At 74.8% G+C, this 21,634-nt stretch carries 17 protein-coding genes and 1 tRNA gene; 11 read left to right on the forward strand and 7 right to left on the reverse strand.

Annotated elements, in window-relative coordinates:
• The first annotated feature begins 262 nt into the window (after positions 1–262).
• Positions 263–2,326: a phosphocholine-specific phospholipase C gene (locus AC0693_RS21055; RefSeq protein WP_478802528.1), complete on the forward strand. Its 2,064-nt coding sequence runs from the start codon at positions 263–265 to the stop codon at positions 2,324–2,326.
• Positions 2,327–2,475: 149 nt separating this feature from the next.
• Positions 2,476–3,231: an alpha/beta fold hydrolase gene (locus AC0693_RS21060; RefSeq protein WP_478802529.1), complete on the forward strand. Its 756-nt coding sequence runs from the start codon at positions 2,476–2,478 to the stop codon at positions 3,229–3,231.
• A gap of 70 nt (positions 3,232–3,301) precedes the next feature.
• Here AC0693_RS21060 and AC0693_RS21065 read toward each other — a convergent pair.
• Positions 3,302–3,374, reverse strand: a tRNA-His gene (locus AC0693_RS21065).
• A 155-nt stretch (positions 3,375–3,529) separates the two neighbouring features.
• Between AC0693_RS21065 and AC0693_RS21070 the strand changes: the two genes are divergently transcribed.
• Positions 3,530–4,681 (forward strand): aminopeptidase P family protein, encoded by a 1,152-nt coding sequence (locus tag AC0693_RS21070; RefSeq protein WP_356405499.1) that lies wholly within the window; start codon positions 3,530–3,532, stop codon positions 4,679–4,681.
• Positions 4,682–4,706: 25 nt separating this feature from the next.
• Here AC0693_RS21070 and treZ read toward each other — a convergent pair whose 3' ends face one another.
• Positions 4,707–6,521, reverse strand: a complete 1,815-nt coding sequence (gene treZ / locus AC0693_RS21075; RefSeq protein ID WP_478802530.1) for a malto-oligosyltrehalose trehalohydrolase — start codon at positions 6,519–6,521, stop codon at positions 4,707–4,709.
• Between the two features lie 127 nt (positions 6,522–6,648).
• Between treZ and AC0693_RS21080 the strand changes: the two genes are divergently transcribed.
• The 3 genes from AC0693_RS21080 to AC0693_RS21090 all read left to right on the forward strand — a co-directional run bounded on the left by AC0693_RS21080 (position 6,649) and on the right by AC0693_RS21090 (position 8,392).
• Entirely contained in the window at positions 6,649–7,224 is a 576-nt protein-coding gene (locus tag AC0693_RS21080) for a DUF1707 and FHA domain-containing protein (RefSeq protein ID WP_356405502.1), read from the forward strand.
• Positions 7,225–7,310: 86 nt separating this feature from the next.
• The gene (locus tag AC0693_RS21085; protein WP_478802531.1) at positions 7,311–7,829 is read left to right on the forward strand and encodes a DUF1203 domain-containing protein; all 519 of its coding nucleotides are present in this window, start codon (positions 7,311–7,313) and stop codon (positions 7,827–7,829) included.
• A 62-nt stretch (positions 7,830–7,891) separates the two neighbouring features.
• Complete coding sequence (locus tag AC0693_RS21090; RefSeq protein WP_478802532.1) at positions 7,892–8,392, forward strand: N-acetyltransferase family protein; 501 nt, start codon at positions 7,892–7,894, stop codon at positions 8,390–8,392.
• On the opposite strand, the gene AC0693_RS21095 is transcribed toward AC0693_RS21090, so the two are convergent.
• Together AC0693_RS21095 and treY are read right to left on the reverse strand one after the other, a co-directional pair.
• Complete coding sequence (locus AC0693_RS21095; protein ID WP_478802533.1) at positions 8,382–9,695, reverse strand: M14 family zinc carboxypeptidase; 1,314 nt, start codon at positions 9,693–9,695, stop codon at positions 8,382–8,384. The genes AC0693_RS21090 and AC0693_RS21095 overlap by 11 nt on opposite strands.
• 252 nt (positions 9,696–9,947) lie before the next feature.
• Entirely contained in the window at positions 9,948–12,170 is a 2,223-nt protein-coding gene (treY, locus tag AC0693_RS21100; RefSeq protein ID WP_478802534.1) for a malto-oligosyltrehalose synthase, read from the reverse strand.
• Positions 12,171–12,252: 82 nt separating this feature from the next.
• Between treY and AC0693_RS21105 the strand changes: the two genes are divergently transcribed.
• Positions 12,253–13,530 carry an MFS transporter gene (locus tag AC0693_RS21105; protein ID WP_478802535.1) on the forward strand — a complete coding sequence of 426 codons (1,278 nt, stop codon included), beginning with the start codon at positions 12,253–12,255 and terminating at the stop codon, positions 13,528–13,530.
• Here AC0693_RS21105 and glgX read toward each other — a convergent pair.
• Entirely contained in the window at positions 13,515–15,629 is a 2,115-nt protein-coding gene (gene glgX, locus AC0693_RS21110) for a glycogen debranching protein GlgX (protein ID WP_478802536.1), read from the reverse strand. The genes AC0693_RS21105 and glgX overlap by 16 nt on opposite strands.
• Before the next feature lie 266 nt (positions 15,630–15,895).
• Here glgX and AC0693_RS21115 point away from each other — a divergent pair, with 266 nt between their 5' ends.
• Positions 15,896–17,167 (forward strand): SAV2148 family HEPN domain-containing protein, encoded by a 1,272-nt coding sequence (locus tag AC0693_RS21115; RefSeq protein ID WP_469316550.1) that lies wholly within the window; start codon positions 15,896–15,898, stop codon positions 17,165–17,167.
• A 119-nt stretch (positions 17,168–17,286) separates the two neighbouring features.
• Positions 17,287–18,012, forward strand: a complete 726-nt coding sequence (locus AC0693_RS21120; RefSeq protein ID WP_478802537.1) for an exonuclease domain-containing protein — start codon at positions 17,287–17,289, stop codon at positions 18,010–18,012.
• 73 nt (positions 18,013–18,085) lie between these two features.
• Here the strand turns inward: AC0693_RS21120 and AC0693_RS21125 are convergent, their stop codons facing one another.
• Positions 18,086–18,940 (reverse strand): phosphotransferase enzyme family protein, encoded by an 855-nt coding sequence (locus AC0693_RS21125; protein ID WP_478742828.1) that lies wholly within the window; start codon positions 18,938–18,940, stop codon positions 18,086–18,088.
• A 152-nt stretch (positions 18,941–19,092) separates the two neighbouring features.
• On the opposite strand from AC0693_RS21125, the gene AC0693_RS21130 reads away from it, so the two are divergent.
• Positions 19,093–19,656, forward strand: a complete 564-nt coding sequence (locus tag AC0693_RS21130) for a DUF1697 domain-containing protein (protein WP_478742826.1) — start codon at positions 19,093–19,095, stop codon at positions 19,654–19,656.
• Here the strand turns inward: AC0693_RS21130 and AC0693_RS21135 are convergent.
• Positions 19,653–20,501: an aldo/keto reductase gene (locus AC0693_RS21135; RefSeq protein ID WP_478802538.1), complete on the reverse strand. Its 849-nt coding sequence runs from the start codon at positions 20,499–20,501 to the stop codon at positions 19,653–19,655. The two genes, AC0693_RS21130 and AC0693_RS21135, sit on opposite strands and share 4 nt — an antisense overlap.
• A gap of 44 nt (positions 20,502–20,545) precedes the next feature.
• Here AC0693_RS21135 and AC0693_RS21140 point away from each other — a divergent pair, with 44 nt between their 5' ends.
• Positions 20,546–21,547, forward strand: coding sequence for a ketopantoate reductase family protein (locus tag AC0693_RS21140; protein ID WP_478802539.1), 1,002 nt, complete (start codon positions 20,546–20,548; stop codon positions 21,545–21,547).
• The last annotated feature ends 87 nt before the right edge of the window (positions 21,548–21,634 follow it).

The raw sequence follows: 21,634 nt of genomic DNA on the forward strand, positions 1-21,634 counted from the left end.
CCGGACGCCGTCCGGACACCGCCGGGGCCCGCTGTCGACCGACAGCGGGCCCCGGCGTTTTCGCGTGCCGCGCGGTATCCCCCGCGCCCGAGCCATGTCCCGCGCCGCGCCCGAGCCATGTCCCGCGCCGGGGACCGGCGTTGGCCGACTGTACGGCGGCGCGTCACGAAGGAGTTTCCTGAAGGTGGGACGGGCACGTTGTCCTTGGGTCGCCCCTCAGCGCCCCGCAGCACCCCTCCTCACCCCCAGAGGTCCTCACGCCATGGCAGAACTCGACCGCCGCCGGTTCCTCCGGATCACGGGCGGCGCCGCCGCCGCCTCGCTGCTCTCGGAGAGCATCGCCCGCGCCGCCGCCATCCCCGCGCAGGGCACGACCGGCACCCTCCAGGACGTCGAGCACATCGTCGTACTGATGCAGGAGAATCGTTCCTTCGATCAGTACTTCGGCACGATGAAGGGGGTCCGCGGCTTCGGCGACCCGCGCCCGGTCCTCCAGGACAACGGCAAGTCCGTCTTCCAGCAGTCCAACGGCACCAAGGACATCCTGCCGTTCCACCCCACCGCCGCCGACCTGGGCATGCAGTTCGTCGAGGGGCTCAACCACGACTGGGCCGGCGGCCACCAGGCCCACAACAACGGCAAGTACGACAAGTGGGTCCCGGCGAAGACCGCCACGACCATGGCGTACATGAACCGGAACGACATCCCGTTCCACTACGCCCTCGCCGACGCCTTCACCGTCTGCGACGCCTACCACTGCTCCTTCATCGGAGCCACCGACCCCAACCGCTACTACCTCTTCTCCGGCCACACCGGCAACGACGGCACCGGCGGCGGCCCGGTCCTCGGCAACCAGGAGGCGGGGTACGGCTGGAAGACCTACCCCGAGCGGCTCGAAGCGGCCGGGGTCTCCTGGAAGGTCTACCAGGACGTGGGCGACGGGCTGAACGCCGCGGGCGGCTGGGGCTGGACCGGCGACGCCTTCCGCGGCAACTACGGCGACAACTCCCTGCTGTACTTCACCTCCTACCGCACCGCCCAGCCCGGCAGCCCGCTGTACGAGAAGGCCCGTACCGGTACGAACGCCAAGGCGGGCGAGGGCTACTTCGACCGGCTGCGCGCCGACGTCAGGAACGGCGTCCTGCCGAAGGTCTCCTGGATAGCCGCCCCCGAGGCCTTCAGCGAGCACCCGAACTGGCCCGCCAACTTCGGCGCCTGGTACATCTCCCAGGTCCTCGACGCGCTGACCTCGAACCCGGACGTATGGGCGAAGACGGCCCTCTTCATCACCTACGACGAGAACGACGGCTTCTTCGACCACGTCGTCCCGCCGTACCCGCCGGCCTCCTCGGCCTGGGGCCTGTCCACCGCCGACGTCAGCCGGGACCTCTACACCGGCGGGGTCACCGGCTACGCCGCCGGCCCCTACGGGCTCGGCCCGCGCGTGCCGATGATCGTGGTCTCGCCCTGGAGCAAGGGCGGCTACGTCTGCTCCGAGACCTTCGACCACACCTCGGTGATCCGCTTCATCGAGAAGCGCTTCGGCGTCCAGGAGCCCAACATCTCGCCCTGGCGCCGCGCCGTCTGCGGTGACCTGACCGCGGCCTTCGACTTCACCCGGGCCGACGCCGTGCCCGCCGCGCTGCCGTCCACCGCGGGCTACCTGCCGCGGGACCACAACACGCACGCCTCCTACCACCCGGTCCCGCCGGCCACCGGCGCCCTGCCGGTGCAGGAGCCGGGCGCCAAACCCACCCGCGCGCTCGGCTACGCCCCGTACGTGGACGGCCGGGCCACCGTCTCCACCGGCCAGTTCACCCTCACCTTCGCCAGTGGACCGGCGCTGGGCGCCCACTTCCACAGCACCTCGGGCAACCGGACGGACGGCCCCTGGCCCTACACCGTCGAGGCGGGCCGCACGCTCTCCGACACCTGGAGCACCAGCAGCTCCACCGGCAACCGGATCGACCTCACGGTCTGGGGACCCAACGGCTTCCTGCGCACCTTCAGGGGACCCGCGAAGAAGGCCGGGCCCGAGGTGAGCGCGCGTCACGTCGCGGCCTCCGGCAACCTGGAGCTGTCCATGACCAACGCGGGCACCACCGCCGTCAGCCTCACGGTGACCAACGCCTACGGCGGCGCCGCCCAGACCTTCAAGGTGCTCGCCGGGGCCACGGTCGCGCACACCGTGAACCTCCAGGCCACCGGCCGCTGGTACGACGTCAGGGTCGTCTCCGACGCGGACGCCGGCTTCCTGCGCCGCTTCGCAGGCCACGTGGAGACGGGCGCCCCGGGCGTCTCCGACCCGGCGATCAGGACCGCCTGACGCGGTCCCCGCCGCCCCCGGCCGTCCCCGCGCGCGCCGCGCACGGCCGGGCCGGGGGCGTGGTGTGACGGGGGGCCGGCCGGGCAGAACGTACGGCGGCGGAGTCCGTCACCCGCACCGCCCCCGTTCCCGTCACCGAGGGAGAACGCATGGCCATCGCCCACCGCAGGATCGGTACCGGTCCCGTCCGCGTCATCGTGCTGCACGACTGGTTCGGGACCTGCGCGCACTGGGGGTCGGCCCTCGACGCCCTCGACCCCGGGGCGTTCTCGTACGCCTTCCCCGACTACCGGGGCTACGGCGACCGCAAGGAGGTACCCGGCCGCTACACCGTCCGCGAGATCGCCGACGACGTGCTGGCCCTCGCCGACGAGCTGGGCTGGGACACCTTCTCCCTGATCGGGCACTCCATGGGCGCCAAGGCCGCCCAGCAGGTGCTGGTCCGGGCTCCGGGGCGGATCGAGAAGCTGGTCGGCGTCGCCCCGGTGCCCGCCGGGCCCTACGCGATGGACGAGGCCACCCACGCGCTCTTCCGCGGCGCCGCCGAGGACCCCGGCAAGCGCCGGATCATCCTGGACCTGGTCACCGGCAACCGCGCGAGCCGTCACTGGCTGGACGGCATGGTGCGCCACTCTCTGGAGGCTTCCCGCCCCGAGGCCTTCGCCGCGTACTTCGCCGACTGGCAGACGCTCGACCTGTCCGCCGCGGTCAAGGGGAACACCGTCCCGGTGCTGGCCCTCGTCGGGGCGTACGACCTCGCGCTCACCGCCGACCTGATGCGGTCCACCTGGCAGGCCTGGTATCCGCACTGCCGCGTCCACGTACTGCCCGGTTCCGGCCACTACCCGGCGCAGGAGACACCGGTCGCCTTCGTGACGGAGACCGAGGCCTTCCTGAGGTCCTGACGCCCCGTGCGCGGCGCGCGAAAAACCCGTGGGGGGTACGAGGAAAACCTCGTACCCCCCACGGGATCAGGGTGAGTGACGGGACTTGAACCCGCGGCCACCTGGACCACAACCAGGTGCTCTACCAACTGAGCTACACCCACCACGAAGGGCGGCGGAACCACCCGTTCGATGTGCATGCACAGCATAGCCGATCAGGGGGGCCGCCCCGCGACACCATTAAGCGGGCCGCCCGCGCCCCCGGATCCGACCGGCGCGGCCGTCGCGCTCGCCGCGGGGCGCACGGCAGGATCGCCCCATGGCCTTCGACACCGCACCGGGTACCGCACCCGACACCGCCCCCGAGCCCTTCACCGCCGCCGACTACGCCGCCCGGATGGCCGCCGCCGCGCAGAGCGCCGCCGACGCCGGGCTGGCCGGTCTGCTGATCTCCCCGGGGCCCGACCTCGCCCACCTGACCGGGTACCGGCCCGTGGACACCGAGCGGCTGACCCTGCTCGTGCTGGCCGCAGGACGGGACCCGGTGCTCGTCGTGCCCACCCTGGAGGCTCCCGACGCGGCCGCGGCGCCGGGTGCGGGCGCGCTCACCCTGCGCGACTGGACCGACGGCAAGGACCCCTACGGCGCCACCGCCCCGCTGCTGGACGCGTCCGGCCGCTTCGGGGTCAGCGACAACACCTGGGCGCTCCACCTGCTGGGCCTCCAGCGGGAGTTGCCCACCACGTCCTACGTCTCGCTCACCGACGCGCTGCCCATGCTCCGCGCGGTCAAGGACGCCCGCGAGCTGGCCCGGCTGGAGGCGGCGGGGGCCGCCGCCGACGCCGCGTACGCCCGGATCCTGGGAGTGCGCTTCGCCGGTCGCGCCGAGACCGAGGTCGCCGCCGACCTGGCCGCCCTGCTGCGCGAGTACGGACACTCCCAGGTGGACTTCACGGTGGTCGGCTCCGGACCCAACGGCGCCAACCCGCACCACGAGGCGGGCGAGCGGATCATCACCCACGGTGACATGGTGGTCCTGGACTTCGGCGGCCTCAAGCACGGCTACGGCTCCGACATCTCCCGCACCGTCCACGTCGGCGAACCGACCGCCGAGGAGCAGCGCGTCCACGACGTCGTCCGCGAGGCCCAGCGGACCGCCGTGGCGGCGGTCCGGCCGGGCATCGCCTGCCAGGACGTGGACCGGGCGGCCCGCGCCGTGATCACCGAGTTCGGTTACGGCGAGCGGTTCATCCACCGCACCGGCCACGGCATCGGCGTCACCACGCACGAGCCGCCCTACATGATCGAGGGCGAGGAGCGCCCCCTCGTCCCCGGCATGTGCTTCTCCGTCGAGCCCGGCATCTACCTGCCGGGGCGCTTCGGCGTCCGGATCGAGGACATCGTCACGGTCACCGAGGACGGCGGGCGCAGCTTCAACAACGCCCCGCACGAACTGGCCGTCGTCGAGTAGCCGCGCCCGCCCGCCCGGCCGGTCCTCACGGACCCAGGACGGCCGCCGACTCGCCCGCGAGGTGGAGGCGGCCGTCCGGACCGGGGTGCTCCAGCGGCTCCCACGCGGCCAGCACCCGCACGCCGTTGCGGCCCAGCGCGATCGTCACCGGCTCGGCGGCCAGGTTGACCGCGACCCGGACGTCACCGCGCCGGAAGGTCAGCCAGCGCCGCTCCTCGTCGCAGGCCACCCGGACCGCCGCGAGATCCGGGTCCCGCAGGTCGGGCAGGGTCCGGCGGAGCGTGATCAGCCGCCGGTACCACTCCAGCAGCCGGACGTGGGCGGAGCCGCCCTCCGCGCCGGTCTCCGCGGCGGCCCCCGGCGTCCCCGGCACCTCGGCTTCGGCCCAGTCCAGGCAGGACCGCGCGCGGGTCGCCGGGTCCTGCGGATCGGGGATCTCCTCCGCCTTCCAGCCGTGCGCCGCGAACTCCCGGCGGCGCCCGGAGCGCACCGCCTGTGCCAGCTCCGGGTCCGGGTGGTCGGTGAAGTACTGCCAGGGGGTCCGCGCCCCCCACTCCTCGCCCATGAAGAGCATCGGCACGAAGGGCCCCGTCAGCGCCAGGGCCGCGGCGCAGGCCAGCAGCCCCGGGGAGAGCGACGCGGAGAGCCGGTCGCCCAGCGCGCGGTTGCCGATCTGGTCGTGGGTCTGGGTGTAGCCGAGGAAGCGGTGTGCGGGGGTGCGGCGCCGGTCCACGGGACGGCCGTGGGTGCGGCCCCGGAAGGAGGACCAGGTGCCGTCGTGGAAGAACGCCCGGGTCATGGTCTTGGCGAGGGCGTCGAGCGGGGCGCGGGCGAAGTCGGCGTAGTAGCCCTGCGATTCGCCGGTCAGCGCGCAGTGCAGGGCGTGGTGGAAGTCGTCGTTCCACTGCGCGGTCAGACCCAGGCCGCCGGCCGCGCGCGGGGTCGTGGTCCGCGGGTCGCACTGGTCCGATTCGGCGATCAGGAACACCGGCCGTCCGCTGTCGGCGGCGAACGCGTCGACGGCCGCGGCCAGTTCCTCCAGGAAGGTCAGCGCCCGGCCGTCGGCCAGCGCGTGCACCGCGTCCAGCCGGAGCCCGTCGATCCGGTAGTCCCGCAGCCAGCCGAGCGCACTGTCCAGCAGGTACGCGCGGACCTCGTCGGAGCCGGGCGCGTCCAGGTTGACCGCCGCACCCCACGGCGTCTGGTGCGTGTCGGTGAAGTACGGGCCGAAGGCGGGGAGGTGGTTGCCCGAGGGGCCGAGGTGGTTGTGCACCACGTCCAGCACCACCCCGAGCCCGGCCGTGTGCGCCGCCTCCACGAACCGGGCGAGCCCGGCCGGGCCGCCGTACGGTTCGTGCACGGACCAGGGCGCGACCCCGTCGTAGCCCCAGCCGTGCCGTCCGGGGAAGGAGCAGACGGGCATCAGCTCGACGTGCGTGATGCCGAGGGCCACGAGGTGGGGCAGCCGGGTGGCGGCCGCGTCGAAGGTGCCTTCGGGGGTGAAGGTGCCGACGTGCAGCTCGTAGAGGACGGCGTCCTGGAGCGGGATGCCGGGCGCGGGGGCCGGCGCGCCGGGGAACAGCGCCTCGAAGTCCACCACCGCCGACAGCCCGTCCGGGCCGTCGGGGAGCCGCCGGCCGCGGGGGTCGGGCCGTACGCGCGGCCGGTCCCCGTCCGGGGCGTCGGTGTCCAGCAGGAACCCGTACCGGTCACCGGCGGCGGCGGGGGCCGCCGCCACCCACCAGCCGTCCCGCTCCGGATCGGGCGCCATGTCCCGCGTGCCGTCGTTCAGCCGCAGACCCACCTGCCCTGCCTGCGGTGCCCACACCTCGAACTGCATGGAGGGTCCCCTCGTCTCGTGCGGCACCCGGTGTGCGTGCCACGACGGCGTCTCGACCCTGCCCATCATCGCGGGCCGGACGCGGGTGTTCTGGACACTTGGCGCACGACGGGCCGACAATCACCCTGTGACGTCCAGTTTCGAGTTCTCCGCCTACCCGGCGCCGCGGGTCTCCGACGCCGAACGCGACCGTGCCCTCGGCCGGCTGCGGGACGGCGCGGCCGACGGCCGGCTCTCGCACGACACCTTCGTGCGCCGGATGGAACTCGCGCTGGTCGCGCGCCGGTCCGAAGACCTGGCCGTCCTGACCGCGGACCTCGACGTGCGGCGCCGCGGCGGATCCGAAAGCCCCCTGACGCAGCGGTTGTTCGGCTGGGTCGGCCGGGCCTCCGCGGTCAGCGCCGGGATCCGGCGCGCCTGGGCCGCGGAGAAGCTGCCGAAGCTGATGCTCCCTCCGCACCGCGCGGGCGGGTACGCGCTGACCATCGGCCGGGACCCCGGCAGCGGGCTGCGGCTCGTCCACGAGACGGTCTCCCGCCACCACGCCGAACTGAGCCTGCGCGACGGCCTGTGGGTGCTGCGGGACCTCGGCTCCACCAACGGCACCACCGTCAACGGCCAGCGGGTCACCGGCGCGGCCGTCGTCCGCGCCGGCGACCAGGTCGGCTTCGGCAACATGGTCTACCGGCTGTCCGCCAACTAGCCCGCCCCTGCCGCTCCTTGCCGCCGCCGAACGAGACGTCGGATTTCCGCCAGCGGGGGCCCGGGACGGCCGCCGACACTGGGCCCATGACCGCCTACCTCCCCCTTCCCATCCCTCCCGCCGCCCTCCGGGAACTGCGGACCGCCGACGACTGCGGCCGGCCGGTGCGGCCGTACACCGCCCGCGAGGACGGGGTGCCCCTCGCGTGCGTCGGCAGCCCGCTGCGCTGCTGCCTGCGGCCGGTCGAGCCGGGCGACCGGGTCGCCCTCGTCTCCTACGCGCCGCTGCGCCGCTGGGCGGCGCAGACCGGGGCCGAACCCGGCGCCTACGACGAAGCGGGGCCGGTGTTCATCCACGCCGACGCCTGCGGAGCGCCGCGCGCGGCGGGCGGCTACCCGTTCGCCCGCCCGGGGGCACTGCGCACCGTCCGCCGGTACGACGCCCGCGGGCACATCGTCGGCGGCCGCCTGTTCGAGGTGCCGGACGACGCCGAGGCCGGGTTCGACCGGGTCCTCGGCGAGGCGTTCGACGCGCCGGAGGTGGCGCTGGTGCACGTACGGGCCGTGGAGTACGGCTGCTTCCAGTTCGAGGTCCGCCGCCCGTAGGCCGCATCCCGGCGCCGGACCCCGCGGGCGGCGCGCTGAGGCCGGGCGCGCAGGATGGTCTCATGGACCCCATGGATCACCGGCCGGCGGTGCGCCCGGCCCGCCCCGACGACCTTCCGCGCGTGGTCGAACTCATCCACGAGCACGTCGCCTACGAACGCGCCGCGCCCCGGCCGCCCGGCCTGGCCGAGCGGCTCGGCCCGCTCCTCTTCCCCGCCGACGGACTCCCGCCCCGGCTGTGGGTGCTGGTCGCCGAGGACCCGGCGGGGAACACCGTCGGATACGCCGCCTGCTCGCGGGAGTTCGCCTTCTGGGACGCCGCGCACCACCTCCACATGGACTGCCTCTACCTCGCCGCGGACGCGCGCGGCCACGGCCTCGGCGCCGCCCTGATGGCCGCCGTCGCGCGGCTCGCGGCCGAGCAGGGCCTCGGCCAGGTGCAGTGGCAGACGCCCGAGTGGAACGAGGGCGCCATCCGCTTCTACGACCGCCTCGGCGCGGCGGGCGCGCCGAAGCGCCGGTACGAGTGGCCCGCTCCGGGGGCCGGCCGGCTCAGGGGCTGACCGCCAGGAGGCGCTCGTACGTCGCCAGCACGGTCCGGGTCTGGTGCTCGACCTGGGTGGCCACCGGCACCCAGCGGGCCTCGAACCGGGCGGCGAAGGCGTCGCACCAGCCCGTGACCAGCCGGTCCAGCGCGACCGCCGCCGGGTCCCCGGTCGCCAGCAGCACCCGCAGCAGCATGGCGGCGGCCCGCAGCGTGAGGCGGCGCGCGAAGGCGTCGATGCTCCCGATGTACGCGGCCGTCGCCTCCGGGGGCGCGGAGCCGCCGTACCACCGCTCGGCGATCCGCGGGATCAGCGCGAGGGTCCACTCCACCGCCCGCAGCAGCGGCCCGGCCACCGGATCCCCGTAGGGCAGGGCGGTGCGCGCCCCCGCGAGCACCCGGGCCACCTGATCGGCGTCCTCGGTGAGCCGCCGGGCCAGCAGCCGCAGGGCGCGCCGCGGGTCGGGGTGCGGAGCCGGATCGTCCACCAGGTCACTGGCCCACATGGGGACTTCGACGATCGCGGTCGTCCCGTCGTAGGTGTGGGCGTGGTACCAGGTGCTGAGCCGGGTGTCCTCCGGGTGGAACGCCCCCGCGGCGTCGGTGTCCGGCGGGGGCATCACGAAGATGCCGGGGCCGGGGGAGGGCCAGCCCGCCGCGTCCGAGGCCCCGGTCTCCACCGGGATCCGCAGGGCGGCGGCCGACCGGGCGAACGGCTCGGCGAGCCCCGGTATGTCCCGGGTGAGCTGGACCCAGCTGCCGCCGAGGTCGGTGGCGTGCAGGGACACCTGGAGCACCGGGCGCAGCTCGTCGATCAGCGCGGTCAGGGCCAGCGTCTCGGGCGGCAGCCGGTCCGGAGGCAGTAACGACGGCGCCCACTCGGGCTGCTCGGGTCCGGGCGGCCGGAAGAAGTTGCGGTGGTATTCGAGGATCGAACGCGGGTGCGGGGTGCGGTGCAGGGCCGCCCCGTCCGGGTCGGCGCAGAGCAGGAAGTGCCAGTCGCAGGCGGCGCGCAGGCCCGGCGCGTCCAGGACGCGGCGGGCGAGCGCGAGGGCGGTCGGGCCGCCGACAGGTTCGTTGGCGTGGGCCCCGGCGACGACGAGGACGTTGCGGCGGGGGAGCCGGGGGGCGTCCGGCGACGGTCCGCGCTCCGGCCCGGACCCGGCGGGGGACCGGACGGAGAGCAGCCACAGGGGCCGCCCGCCCCGGGAGGTGCCGGTGCGGCGGAGCCGGACCAGGGCGGGGTGCGCGTCGGCCAGCGCGCGGGCGGCCGCGACGAGTTCCCGCGGCGTGGGGTAGCACATGTCTCGGAGGAGGGTCACGGTGATGCTCTGCCCGCCCGAAGTGCGCCCCTACCACCGCGGCGGCTGGCTAGGGCGTGTTTTAAAAGTAGCGCCGGGCGCCCGGAGGGCGCGGGCCTGCGGCGTCTGGTGCCGTGCATCGCAAGGCGGAGGGGCGCCCGTGTACTGGAGTACTCGGGCGCCCCGACAACGCAGGGGGCACCTCCCAGCGGTAGCTGGGGGAGAGGTGCGGTGCCAGGCGTCGCAGGCCAGGCGGGACTTTTAAAACACGCCCTAGGACCCCTCCCGGATCAGGACCGCCACCGGGGTCGCCGACAGGAGGGCCTTGAGGGGGACGCGGCCGGTCAGGGGGTCGGTGTCGGAGGTCAGGGCGGAGGTCCAGCGGCCCGGGGGCAGGGGAAGCAGGGTGTCGTGCCAGCCGCCCGCCACGTCGAGCAGGTGCGGCAGCCGGGTGACCGCGACCAGCAGGTCGGGGGAACGGGTGTACGCCAGGCAGTGCTCCGCCGCGGGTCCCTCGGCCGCCAGCGGGGCGTAGCCGGCGAACAGCTCGGGGCGGGCCCGGCGCAGCCGCAGCAGCGTGGTCGTCAGGGCGCGCTTCGCCTCGCCGGTCCCGGTCTGCGGCGGGCCGGGGAAGGCCACCGGGCGGCGGTTGTCCGGGTCCACCAGGGCGCGGCACTCGTCCTCGCAGCCCTGGTAGACCTCCGGGACGCCCGGCATGGTCAGGTGCAGCGCGGTCATCGCGAGGATGCCGTCCCCGGCGGCCGCGCAGACGTCCGGCAGGGCGTCCGGGCCGGGCACGTACCCGGCGAGGGTGGCCTCGTACGCCGGGTCCGGATCCGTCCAGGCGGTGTGCACGGCGGCCTCCCTGGCCCCCTTGAGCAGCGCCGCGGCGAGCCGCTCCGCCCGGTCCGGCACCTCGCCCAGGCCCAGGGCGCTCTGGAAGGCCACCCATGCCTGCTGCGGGTCCGCGACCCCGTCGAAGCGGGGCATCAGGTCCGGGCGCTGCGAGAGCACCGCGATGCGCGCCCGGACGTCCGCGCTGCGTTTGGTGTCGTGGGTGGACAGGACGGTGCCCGAGCCGGGCCAGTCCCGCTCCAGGTGGGCGCAGTAGGCGTGGAACTCCTCCGGGGAGAGCGCCGGACGGCCCGGATCGCCGCCCACCTCGGTCGCCGACAGCAGCGGGGCGTAGCGGTAGAACGCCCGGTCCTCCAGGGACTTGGCGCGCAGCGCGGCCGAGGTCTGGGCGAAGCGGGCCGCGAAGCCCGCGTCGCTCACGAGCAGGGCGCGCACCGCCGCCACCGCCTCGGGGGCGGCCATCGACTGCGGCGGATCGACCAGCCCGGGCAGGTCCGGCAGGCCCGGGTAGGTCCGGTAGACCGGGCAGGCGACGAGGAGCTCCCGCACGGCGCTCTCCAGGCCGGGCCCCGCCCGCCGCACCAGGGTCGCCAGCTCCGCCGCCAGATCCTCCGTCAGCACCTCGCGGGTGGCGGCGTCGGCCGTCTCGGACCAGCCGGGCAGGCCGGTCGCGCGCCGGTAGCGGGCGGCGAGCTCGTCGGCCCCGGCGCCCGAGGTCAGGACCCCGTCCACCCGGCGCAGCGCGTCGTAGCCGGTGGTGCCCGCCACCGGCCAGTCGTCCGGCAGCCGTTCCCCGTCGGCCAGGATCTTCTCCACCACGATCCACACCCCGGGCCCCACCGCCTCCCGCAGCCGCCGCAGGTACCCGGCCGGGTCCGCGAGCCCGTCCACGTGGTCGATCCGCAGCCCCTCGGCCACTCCGTCGGCCACCAGCTCCAGGAGCTTGCCGTGCGTGGCGGCGAACACCCCGGGGTCCTCCACCCGGACCCCGATCAGGTCGGAGATGGTGAAGAAGCGGCGGTAGTTCAGATCGGTGCGGGCCTCGCGCCAGTACGCCGGCCGGTACCACTGGGCCGCGAGCAGCGCGGGCGGCGCCAGGTCGCGCGTCCCCTCCCGCAGCGGGAAGCGGTGGTCCCCGACGCACAGCAGCCCGTCCGCCACCCGGACGGCGTCCGGATCCAGCGGCTCGCCCAGCACCGGCAGCAGCAGCTGGCCGCCGTTCACCTCCCAGTCGATGTCGAACCAGCGCGCGTACGGCGATCCGGGGCCCTCCCGCAGCACCTGCCACAGCGGATGGTTGAGGTGCAGGGGCGCCGGTACCGCCATGTGGTTCGGCACGATGTCCAGCACCAGGCCGAGGCCGTACTCCCGGGCCGTGCGGGCGAGCGCGCGCAGGCCGTCCTCGCCGCCCAGCTCCCCACGGACCCGGGTGTGGTCGACCACGTCGTAGCCGTGCGAGGACCCGGGCACCGCCTCCAGGACCGGGGACAGGTGGAGGTGGGAGATCCCGAGCCCGGCGAGGTGGGGCACGGCGGCCGCCGCCGCCGCGAAGGGGAATTCCGGGCGCAGCTGGAGTCGGTAGGTGGCGGTCGGGCGCGCCGCGGCGCGCCGCCGGTTCACGGAAAGGGGCTGCTGGCTCATGAGAACGTACGTACCCAGCCTGCCGGATTCCGTGCCATGACCCAATGCATCCGGGTGACTGCGCCCGGTTAACGTTCCTCGGGTGCGTGGAACCGTCGACACCTATCGAAAAGTCATCGCCCTCACCGGGCCCCTCCTGCCGATCCTCTCCTTCTTCGCCCGGCTCCCCGTCGCGATGTCCCAGTTCGGGAGCGTCCTGCTGGTCGTCCAGACCAGCGGCTCCCTCGCCGCCGCGGGCATCGTCGGCGGCTCGCTCTCCGCGGGGCAGGTCGTGTGCGGCCCGCTGCTCGGCCGCCTCGCCGACCGCCGCGGCCAGCGGCCCGTCGTCCTGGCCGCCGCGGCCGTCAACGCCCTCGCCACCGGCGCCCTGGTCGCCGGCGCCCTCGCCGGCCTCGGTACGGTCCCGCTCGCCGCGATCGGAGCCGTCACCGGGGCCTCCATCCCGCTGATCGGACCGCTGGCCCGGACCCGCTCCGTGGCCCTCGCGCGCCGCGCCGGGGCCGACGAGGAGGTGCTCGGAGCCGTCCACTCCCTCGAAGGAACCCTGGACGAGGTGTCGTTCGTCTTCGGGCCCGCCCTCGTCGGGCTCGCCGTCCTCGGCGCGCACCCGGCCGTGGCCCTGGCGGGCGCCGCCGTCCTCGTCGTCGGCTTCGGCAGCGCCTACGCCCTGCACCCGACCGCCGCCGCCACGGCCGGATCGCCCCGGCCCGCCCGGGCCGCGACGGCCCGCCGTCCCCGCCACCCGGGCATCGTGCACGCGGTCCGCGGCTCGCTCGCCCTCCAGGGGGCCATGTTCGGCGCCTGCCAGGCGGGCATCGCCTCGCTCACCGACCGCCTCGGCGTCCCCGGGCAGGCCGGGATCGTGTACGCGGCGATGGGCGTGGTCAGCGCGGCCGTCGGCCTCGGGATGGGCGCCCTGCCCGCCCGCTTCGGGCTGCGGCTGCGCTGGCGGGTGGCCACCGCCGCCGCCCTCGCGCTGTCCGCCCCGCTCCTGGTGACCGACACGCTGGGAGGCCTGTACGCCGTCGTCACCGTCCTCGGCGCGGCCTACGCGCCCCACCTGATCACCGCCTTCGCGCTCACCGAGCGCGCGGTGGCGCCCGGCCGGCTCGCCGAGTCGATGGCCTTCGCTGCCAGCTCCCTGGTCGCCGGACAGGCCCTCGCCCTGGCCGTCTGCGGGCGCCTCGCCGAGGCGCACGGGCCGGCCGGGGCCTTCGCGGTCGCCGTGGGAGCGGCCGCGCTGTGCCTGGCCCTCGCCCTCTTCGCGCGGGTGCCGTCCGCCCGCAGCCACCCGGCCGCGGCGGCCGCCCCGGCGGCCGCCGTGCCCGCGGGCCCCCGCGGGTCCTACGCCGGGCGCTGAAGCACCACCAGGCTCCGTCCCGTCAGGGCCACCCGGTCCCCGGCCGCGTACTGCGGCCCGGTGCCGGGTGGCAGTACGTCCGCCCGCGCCGTGTCGACCACCAGCCGCCAGCGCGCGCCGTGCCCGGCCGGGAGCGTGAAGTCCTGCGGCTCCGCGCCCGCGTTGAACATCAGCAGGAACGAGTCGTCGGTGATCCGCTCGCCCCGGGGGCCCGGCTCGGAGATCGCCTCGCCGTTGAGGAACACGGTCAGCGCCTTGGCGTGCTGCGCCTGCCAGTCGCGCGCCCGCATCGGCTCGCCGTGCGGGGTGAACCACGCGATGTCCGACAGCTCGTCGTCGGTGCCCTCGACCGGCCGGCCGTGGAAGAACCGGCGCCGCCGGAACACCGGGTGGTCGCGCCGCAGCCACACCATCTGGCGGGTGAACTCCAGCATTCCGGGCGCCGGCTTGCCCGGTTCCGGCCAGCTCACCCACGCCAGCTCGTTGTCCTGGCAGTAGGCGTTGTTGTTGCCGCCCTGGCTGCGGGCGAACTCGTCGCCGTGGCTCAGCATCGGCACGCCCTGCGAGAGCATCAGCGTGGCCACGAAGTTGCGCATCTGGCGGGCGCGCAGCTCCAGCACCTCGGGATCCTCGGTGGGCCCCTCGACCCCGCAGTTCCAGGACCGGTTGTGGCTCTCGCCGTCCCGGTTTCCCTCGCGGTTCGCCTCGTTGTGCTTCTCGTTGTAGGAGACCAGGTCGTGCAGGGTGAAGCCGTCGTGGCAGGTGGCGAAGTTGATCGAGGCGAGCGGGCGCCGCCCGTCGTCCTGGTAGAGGTCGGAGGAGCCGGTGAGCCGCCCCGCGAACTCGGCCAGGGTGCGCGGCTGGCCGCGCCACAGGTCTCGTACGGTGTCGCGGTACTTGCCGTTCCACTCGGTCCACAGCGGCGGGAAGTTGCCCACCTGGTAGCCGCCCTCGCCCAGGTCCCACGGCTCGGCGATCAGCTTCACCTGGCTGACCACCGGATCCTGCTGGACCAGGTCGAAGAAGGACGAGAGCCGGTCCACCTCGTGGAACTGGCGGGCCAGGGTCGCCGCCAGGTCGAAGCGGAAGCCGTCCACGTGCATCTCGGTGACCCAGTAGCGCAGCGAGTCCATGATCAGCTGGAGGACGTGCGGGGACCGCATGAGCAGCGAGTTCCCGGTGCCGGTGGTGTCCGTGTAGTAGCGGGGGTCGTCCGAGAGGCGGTAGTAGGACGCGTTGTCCAGGCCCCGGAAGGAGAGGGTCGGGCCCAGGTGGTTGCCCTCGGCGGTGTGGTTGTAGACCACGTCGAGGATCACCTCGATGCCCGCCTCGTGCAGGGCACGGACCGCCGACTTGAACTCCAGCACCTGCTGGCCCCGGTCCCCGGAGGCGTAGCCGTTGTGCGGGGCGAAGAACCCGATGGTGTTGTAGCCCCAGTAGTTGCTGAGGCCGTCGTTGAAGAGCCGGTGGTCGTTGACCGACTGGTGCACCGGCATCAGCTCCAGCGCCGTCACCCCGAGCTTGGTGAGGTGCCCGATGACCGCCGGGTGCGCGAGGGCGGCGTAGGTGCCGCGCAGCTCCTCCGGCAGATCGGGGTGACGCATGGTCAGCCCCTTGACGTGGGCCTCGTACAGCACCGTGTGGTGGTACTCGGTGCGCGGCGGCCGGTCGTTCGCCCAGTCGAAGTACGGGTTCACCACGACCGAGGTCATCGTGCGCGGCGCGGAGTCCAGGTCGTTGCGCGAATCGGGCCGCCCGAAGTGGTAGCCGTACACCTGTTCGCCCCAGTCGACCGAGCCGCTGATGGCCCGCGCGTACGGGTCCAGCAGCAGCTTGGCCGGATTGCAGCGGTGCCCGCGCTCCGGCTCGTAGGGGCCGTGCACCCGGAAGCCGTAGCGCTGCCCGGGCATCACCCCGGGCAGGTAGGCGTGCCGGACGAAGGCGTCCGTCTCGCGCAGTTCGACGGCCGTCTCCGAGCCGTCGTCGTGCAGAAGGCACAGCTCGATGCGCCGTGCGGCCTCGGAGTAGACCGCGAAGTTGGTGCCCGCCCCGTCATAGGTGGCACCCAGGGGATACGCCTGTCCTGGCCAGACCTGCATAGATGCGACTCTTCCAATCTGATCCGGCGTCGGACTACGTCTCCCAGATCTTCCCCGAAAGAGCGGAGCTACGCGGGGACTTGCCATGCTCCTACCGGGTGACGCCGTAGAGCCGATAGGCGGGTCAGCGGACCATGTGGGCATCGGATAATGGGTCAACGGGGGTCCGGTGTACGGGCCATCCGGCTGCACCGGGCCGTGCGCGCGGGATACCCTTCCTTGATCGTTGGAGGCGGGCGATCCCAGAAGCGGGAGGCGGTGCGCGGGTGAGCTCGGGAGGTCTGGAGCTGCCCCCTGGTGACGGCGGTCACGAGGGCGGTCCGGCGGACGCCCCGGGAGGTGTACCCGGCGCCATGGCCGGGGCGGTCTCCCTGGCGGGTCCGGCGGAGACCGGAAGTGCGGGGAGTGCCCGGACCGGGGCCGAGCTGGACTGGGGCGCGGACGCGTGGAGCGAGGTCCGCACCCGGGCCCAGCGGGCGGGCCGTGCGTACATCTGGCTCAATCTGATCGAACAACGGCTGCGGGCCGTGGTCGGCGCGGTGCTCCGCCCCATCTACGAGCCCGTGCACGGCCAGGACGACTGGGTGGTCGCGGCCGCCGGGCCCGCCGGGCAGGAGTGGGTGCAGCGGGCGGTGGCCGTCCGCGAGGTCAGCCGCCGCAAGGGCTACCTGCTCGACTCGGCCGACGACAACGTGCTGAGCTTCCTCACCCTCCCGCAGCTGCGCGAGCTGATGGTCCAGCACTGGCCCTGCTTCGAGCCGTACTTCGACGACCGGCGCGAGATCGAGCAGGCCCTGGACGAGCTGGAGGTCACGCGCAACGTGGTCTCCCGCAACCGGGCGCTGTCCCGGCCGGTGCTCGAACAGGCCGAACGGGCCTCGGCGCGGCTGCTCGACGTCCTCGGCGGCGGATCGGGCAGCCCCTCGGCCGACCGGCTGCCGATCGACGCCGTCGAGGACCTGGTGGGCGACCGGTACGCGGACGTCATCTCCGTCCACCCCGACCGGGTGCGGCTCCAGCGCCAGCTGCCCGCCGAGGACCTCTTCGGCGGCGCCCGCCGCCTCGACGCCATCGGGATAGGCCTGAACCTGCTGGTCCAGAACTATTCGGGGCGAAGGCTGGTCCGGCTCACCGAGGCCGGGTGCCGGGTGCGGCTGCTGTTCCTCAATCCGGCGAGCAGCGCCGTCAAACGGCGCGAGCGCGAGCTGGGGCTGCGCAAGGGGGAGCTGAGCCGCTCGGTGGAGATGAACATCCTCCACGTGCGGCGCGTCCGGGCGGGCCTGCGGGACCCCTCCCGCTTCGAGATCCACGTCTTCGACGAGACCCCGCGCTTCACCGCCTACCTGGTGGAGGGCGAGGGCTCGGGCATCGCCGTCGTCCAGTCCTACCTGCGCCGGGCGCGGGGCATGGAGGCCCCGGTCCTGGTGCTGCGCGGCGGCGGCGGCCGCGGTGCGGCGCGCGAGGCGGACCACGGGCTTTTCACCACGTACCGGGAGGAATTCGAATCGGTGTGGGAGGACTCCCGGCCGGTGTCGTGACCCCGTTGTCGTGACCCGGTTCAACCCCGGAGGCCCGGCTGTCAGTGCCCCGTGGCAGGCTGAAAGCCGTTGACCGGATGTGTACGGGGGAGGGGCACGGGGTGGAGGGGGAGCACGGCATGGGGGACTGGCACGGCGGTGTGCTGATCGGGTTCGACCTGGAGACGACCGGCACGCAGCCGGGGGCTTCGCGGATCGTGACGGCCGCGCTGATCGAGGTGCGGGGCGGGGCGGTGCGCGAGCGGCGCGGCTGGCTCGCGGACCCGGGGATACCGATCCCCGAGGAGGCCTCGGCGATCCACGGGATCAGCACCGAGCGGGCGGTCCGCGAGGGCCGGCCCGCGCGGGAGGTCGCGGACGAGGTCGCGGCGGCGCTGGTGGAGCACTGGGAGCGGGGGGCGGTGGTCGTCGCCTACAACGCGGCCTTCGACCTGACCATGCTCTCGGCCGAACTCGCCCGCTACGGACTGCCCTCGCTGGCCGAGCGCCTGGGCGGACCGGAGACCGGGCCGGTGGTGGACCCGCTGACCATCGACCGGGCGGTGGACCGCTACCGGCGCGGGAAGCGGACCCTGGAGGCGGTGTGCGGGGTGTACGGGGTCACCCTGGAGGACGCGCACGACGCGGGCGCCGACGCGCTGGCGGCGGTTCAGGTGGCCCGGGCGATAGCGGTCCGCCACCCCGAGGTGGCCGCTCTCGCCCCGGCCGAGCTGCACACCCGTCAGGGCACCTGGCACGCGCGCTGGGCCCGGGACTTCGAGGCCTACCTGCGCCGCGAGGGCACCCCGGACGCGGTGATCGACGCGGCGTGGCCGCTGCGGGGGCTGCTCCCGGCCGCGGGGTGACGGCCCGTGGGATGGGCGGGTGCGGGTGCGGGTGCGGGTGCCGTGAGGCGTGCGGCCCCGGTTCCGGTCCCGGTCAGAACGGGTGCCAGCGGACCTCGGGGGCTCCGTCGCGCAGCGAGGCGACCCGGCGGCGGAATTCCGCCAGCGCCTTCGGGTTGGCCGGGGCGTGCTGGGAGACCCAGGCGCAGCTCGCCGTCTCCCGGGCCCCGCGCAGCACCGCGCAGCCGTCCCACGCGCGCACGTCCCACCCGTACGCCGTCACGAAGGCGTCGTAGGACTCCTCGGGCAGGCCGTAGCGGTCGCGGGAGAGGGCCATCACCACCAGGTCGTGCTCCCGCAGGTCCAGGGCGAAGGTCTCCAGGTCGACCAGGACCGGTCCGTCCGGTCCCACGTGCACGTTGCGGGGCAGCGCGTCGCCGTGGACCGGGCCCGGCGGCAGGTGTGGGGTGAGGGCGGCGACCTGGGCCGCGTAGCCGTCGCGCCGCTCCCGCAGGAACGCCGCGTCCTCGGGGTCGATCGCGTCCCCGGCCAGCCGCAGCCAGCGCTCGACGCCGCCCAGCAGGTCCCGGGGCGCCAGGTCGAAGGGCGGCGCGGGCAGGGCGTGCACCCGGCGCAGCAGCGCGGCCAGATCGGCCGGGCCCGCCGGCCGGACCGCGTCCGGCAGCCGGTGCCACAGGGTCACCGGATGGCCGTCGACCAGCCGGGGCGCCGGTTCGGCCGCGCGTACCGCCGCGATGCCGGCTCCGGCCAGCCAGGCCGCCACCTGGAGCTCCCGCTCCGCGCGGGCCACGAGCGCCGGATCGGGGCGGCCGACCTTCACCACCAGGGGGCCGTCCGCGAACACCGCGTTCTCCCCCAGGGCGAGCAGCCCGGCCCCGCGGCCGAGGCCCGCCGCCGTCAGTACGTCCCTGGCCCGTGCCTCGTCCATGCCGCCCCGCCGCCCTCTTCCGTTCCGGTCCCGCTGCGATCCGGTCCCGCGCCGTCGTGAACGGCCAAGTCTCGCATCCCGCCGCGCGCCGCCCCGACGGGCGGGAGGGCCGCCTCGGGGGCGCTGTCGGTGGGCGCCCCTATCGTTCGGGGATGACCACACGGACGTACGCCGCCCTGCTGCGCGGCATCAATGTCGGCGGGCACAAGAAGGTCCCGATGGCCGAGCTGCGCCAGGTCCTGGCCGGGCTCGGCCACACCGGGGTCCGGACCCACCTCCAGAGCGGCAACGCCGTCTTCACCACCGCGCGCGCCGACGCCGACCCGGCCGCCCTCGCCCGGGAGCTGGAGGCGGCGATCGAGGAACACTTCGGCTTCCGCGTCCCCTGCCTCGTGGTCGACGGCGCCCACCTGCGGGCCGTGGTCGCCGCCTGCCCCTTCCCGGCCGACACGCTGGAGGGCAGGCAGCTGCACGTCACCTTCCTGTCCGGACAGCCCGACGAGGAACGCTTCGCCGCCCTCGACGCGCAGGCCTTCCTCCCCGAGGAGTTCCGCCTCGGAGACCGGGTCGTCTACCTCTACGCCCCCGAGGGCCTCGGCCGCTCCAAGCTGGGCGAGGTCCTGGCCCGCCCGGCCCTGCTCAAGGGCCTCGACGCCACCAGCCGCAACTGGAACACGGTCACCAAGCTCGTCGAACTCACCCAGGAGGAAAGCTAGGGCACGAGGGCATCCAGCAGCGCCCGTTCCGCCGGGGACAGCGCGATCGAGGCCGCGGCCAGGTTCTCCGCCAGGTGGACGGGCGAACCGGTCCCCGGCGTCGGGCACAGCACCGGGGAGTGGTGCAGCAGCCAGGCCAGGGCGATCTGGCCCGGCCCGGCGCCGTGCGCGGCGGCCACCGCCGCCAGCGCGGCCGACCCGTCGCGGGTCAGCGCCCCGCTGCCGAGCGGGTAATAGGGGAGGAAGGCGATCCCCTCGGCCTCGCACAGGGCGAGGACGGGCGCGGCCGAACGGTCCAGCAGGTGGAAGGCGTTCTGGACGGCGGCCACCGGCTCGCACTCCAGGGCCAGTGCCAGCTGGTCGGCGCCCACGCTGTCCAGACCGATGTGCCGGATCTTGCCCTCGGCCCGCAACTGGGCCAGCACGCCCAGCTGTTCGGCCTCCGGCAGGGCCGGATCGAAGCGGTGCAGCTGGTACAGGTCGATCCGGTCCACCCGCAGCCGCCGCAGACTCGCCTCGCAGGCCGCCCGCAGCTGCTCCGGCCGGCCCGCCACGTGCCACGCGTCCGGACCGGTGCGCACCACCCCGCCCTTGGTGGCGATCACCAGGTCGCCGTCGTACGGGTACAGCGCTTCCGCGATCAGCTCCTCGGCCAGCTCGGGGCCGTAGTTGTCGGCGGTGTCGACGAGGCGGACGCCGCCCGCCACCGCCGCGCGCAGCAGCTCCCGCGCCGCCCCGCGGTCCCCGCGCGGTCCCCAGTACCCGGGGCCGACCAGGCCGCCCGTACCGAAGCCGAGGCGCCGCACCGGCAGGTCCCCGCCCAGACTGAACACCGTGTCCACCATGCCCCGACCGTAACGCAGGGCCCGCGATGTGCCAGGCTCGTCCCATGCGTTACATCATCATCGGCGCGGGCGCGATCGGCGCCACCATCGGCGGGCGGCTCGCGGAGGCGGGCGGCGAGGTCGTCCTCGTCGCGCGCGGCCCGCACGCGGACGCCCTGCGCGCGGACGGCCTGCGGCTCACCACCGCCGACGGCGCCCGCGTGCACCGGCTGCCCGTGGTCACCGGACCGCAGGAACTCGGCGAGCTGCGCCCCGACGACGTCCTCCTGCTGGCCGTCAAGACCCAGGACGCGATCGCCGCGCTCGACGCGTGGGGCGACGCGGAGGTGACCGGCGGCGGCACCGCCGCCCAGCGCCTCGCCCTGGTCTGCGCGCAGAACGGGGTGGAGAGCGAGCGCCTCGCGCTGCGCCGCTTCGACCGGGTCTACGGCCTGTGCGTCTGGCTGCCCGCCACCTTCCTGGAACCCGGCGCGGTCTCGGCCCTCGGCAGCCCGCACACCGGGATCCTGCACCTGGGCCGGGCCGCGGGCGGGGTGGACGCGCGCGCCCGGCGGATCGGCGCCGACCTGGCGGGGGCCGGGTTCGCGACGGTGGTCACCGAGGACGTGATGCGCTGGAAGTACGCGAAGCTGCTGGGCAACCTCGGCAACGCCGTCCAGGCCACCACCGGCCCCGAACCGGATCCCGCCAAGGGGGCCCTGCTGGTGCGGGCGGTCCGCGAGGCGAAGGCCGTCTTCGCCGCCGCCGGGATCGCGTACGCCTCGCCCGCCGAGGAAGCGGCGGCGCGCGACGGCAAGGCGGCCCAGCCGCCCGGAGTGCGCGGCGGCTCGTCCTGGCAGAGCCTGCGCCGCGGCACGGGCAGCATCGAGGCGGACTACCTCAACGGGGAGATCTCCCTGCTGGGCCGGCTGCACGGGATCGCGACCCCCGTCAACGACGTCCTGCGGCGCGCGGCCAACATCTTCGCCCGCGAGGGCCTGCCCCCGGGCTCCATGACCATCGGGGACCTCACCGCCCTCGCCGACGAAGCGCAGGCCCGCGCGTGAGCCGGTACGTCCTGTTTGACGTAGACGGCACCCTGACGACTGCCTCGACAACCAGCGCCGGGTGTCGGCCACTTGGGCGCGTCGGTA

It is taken from the genome of Streptomyces sp. NPDC043876 (assembly GCF_056435825.1).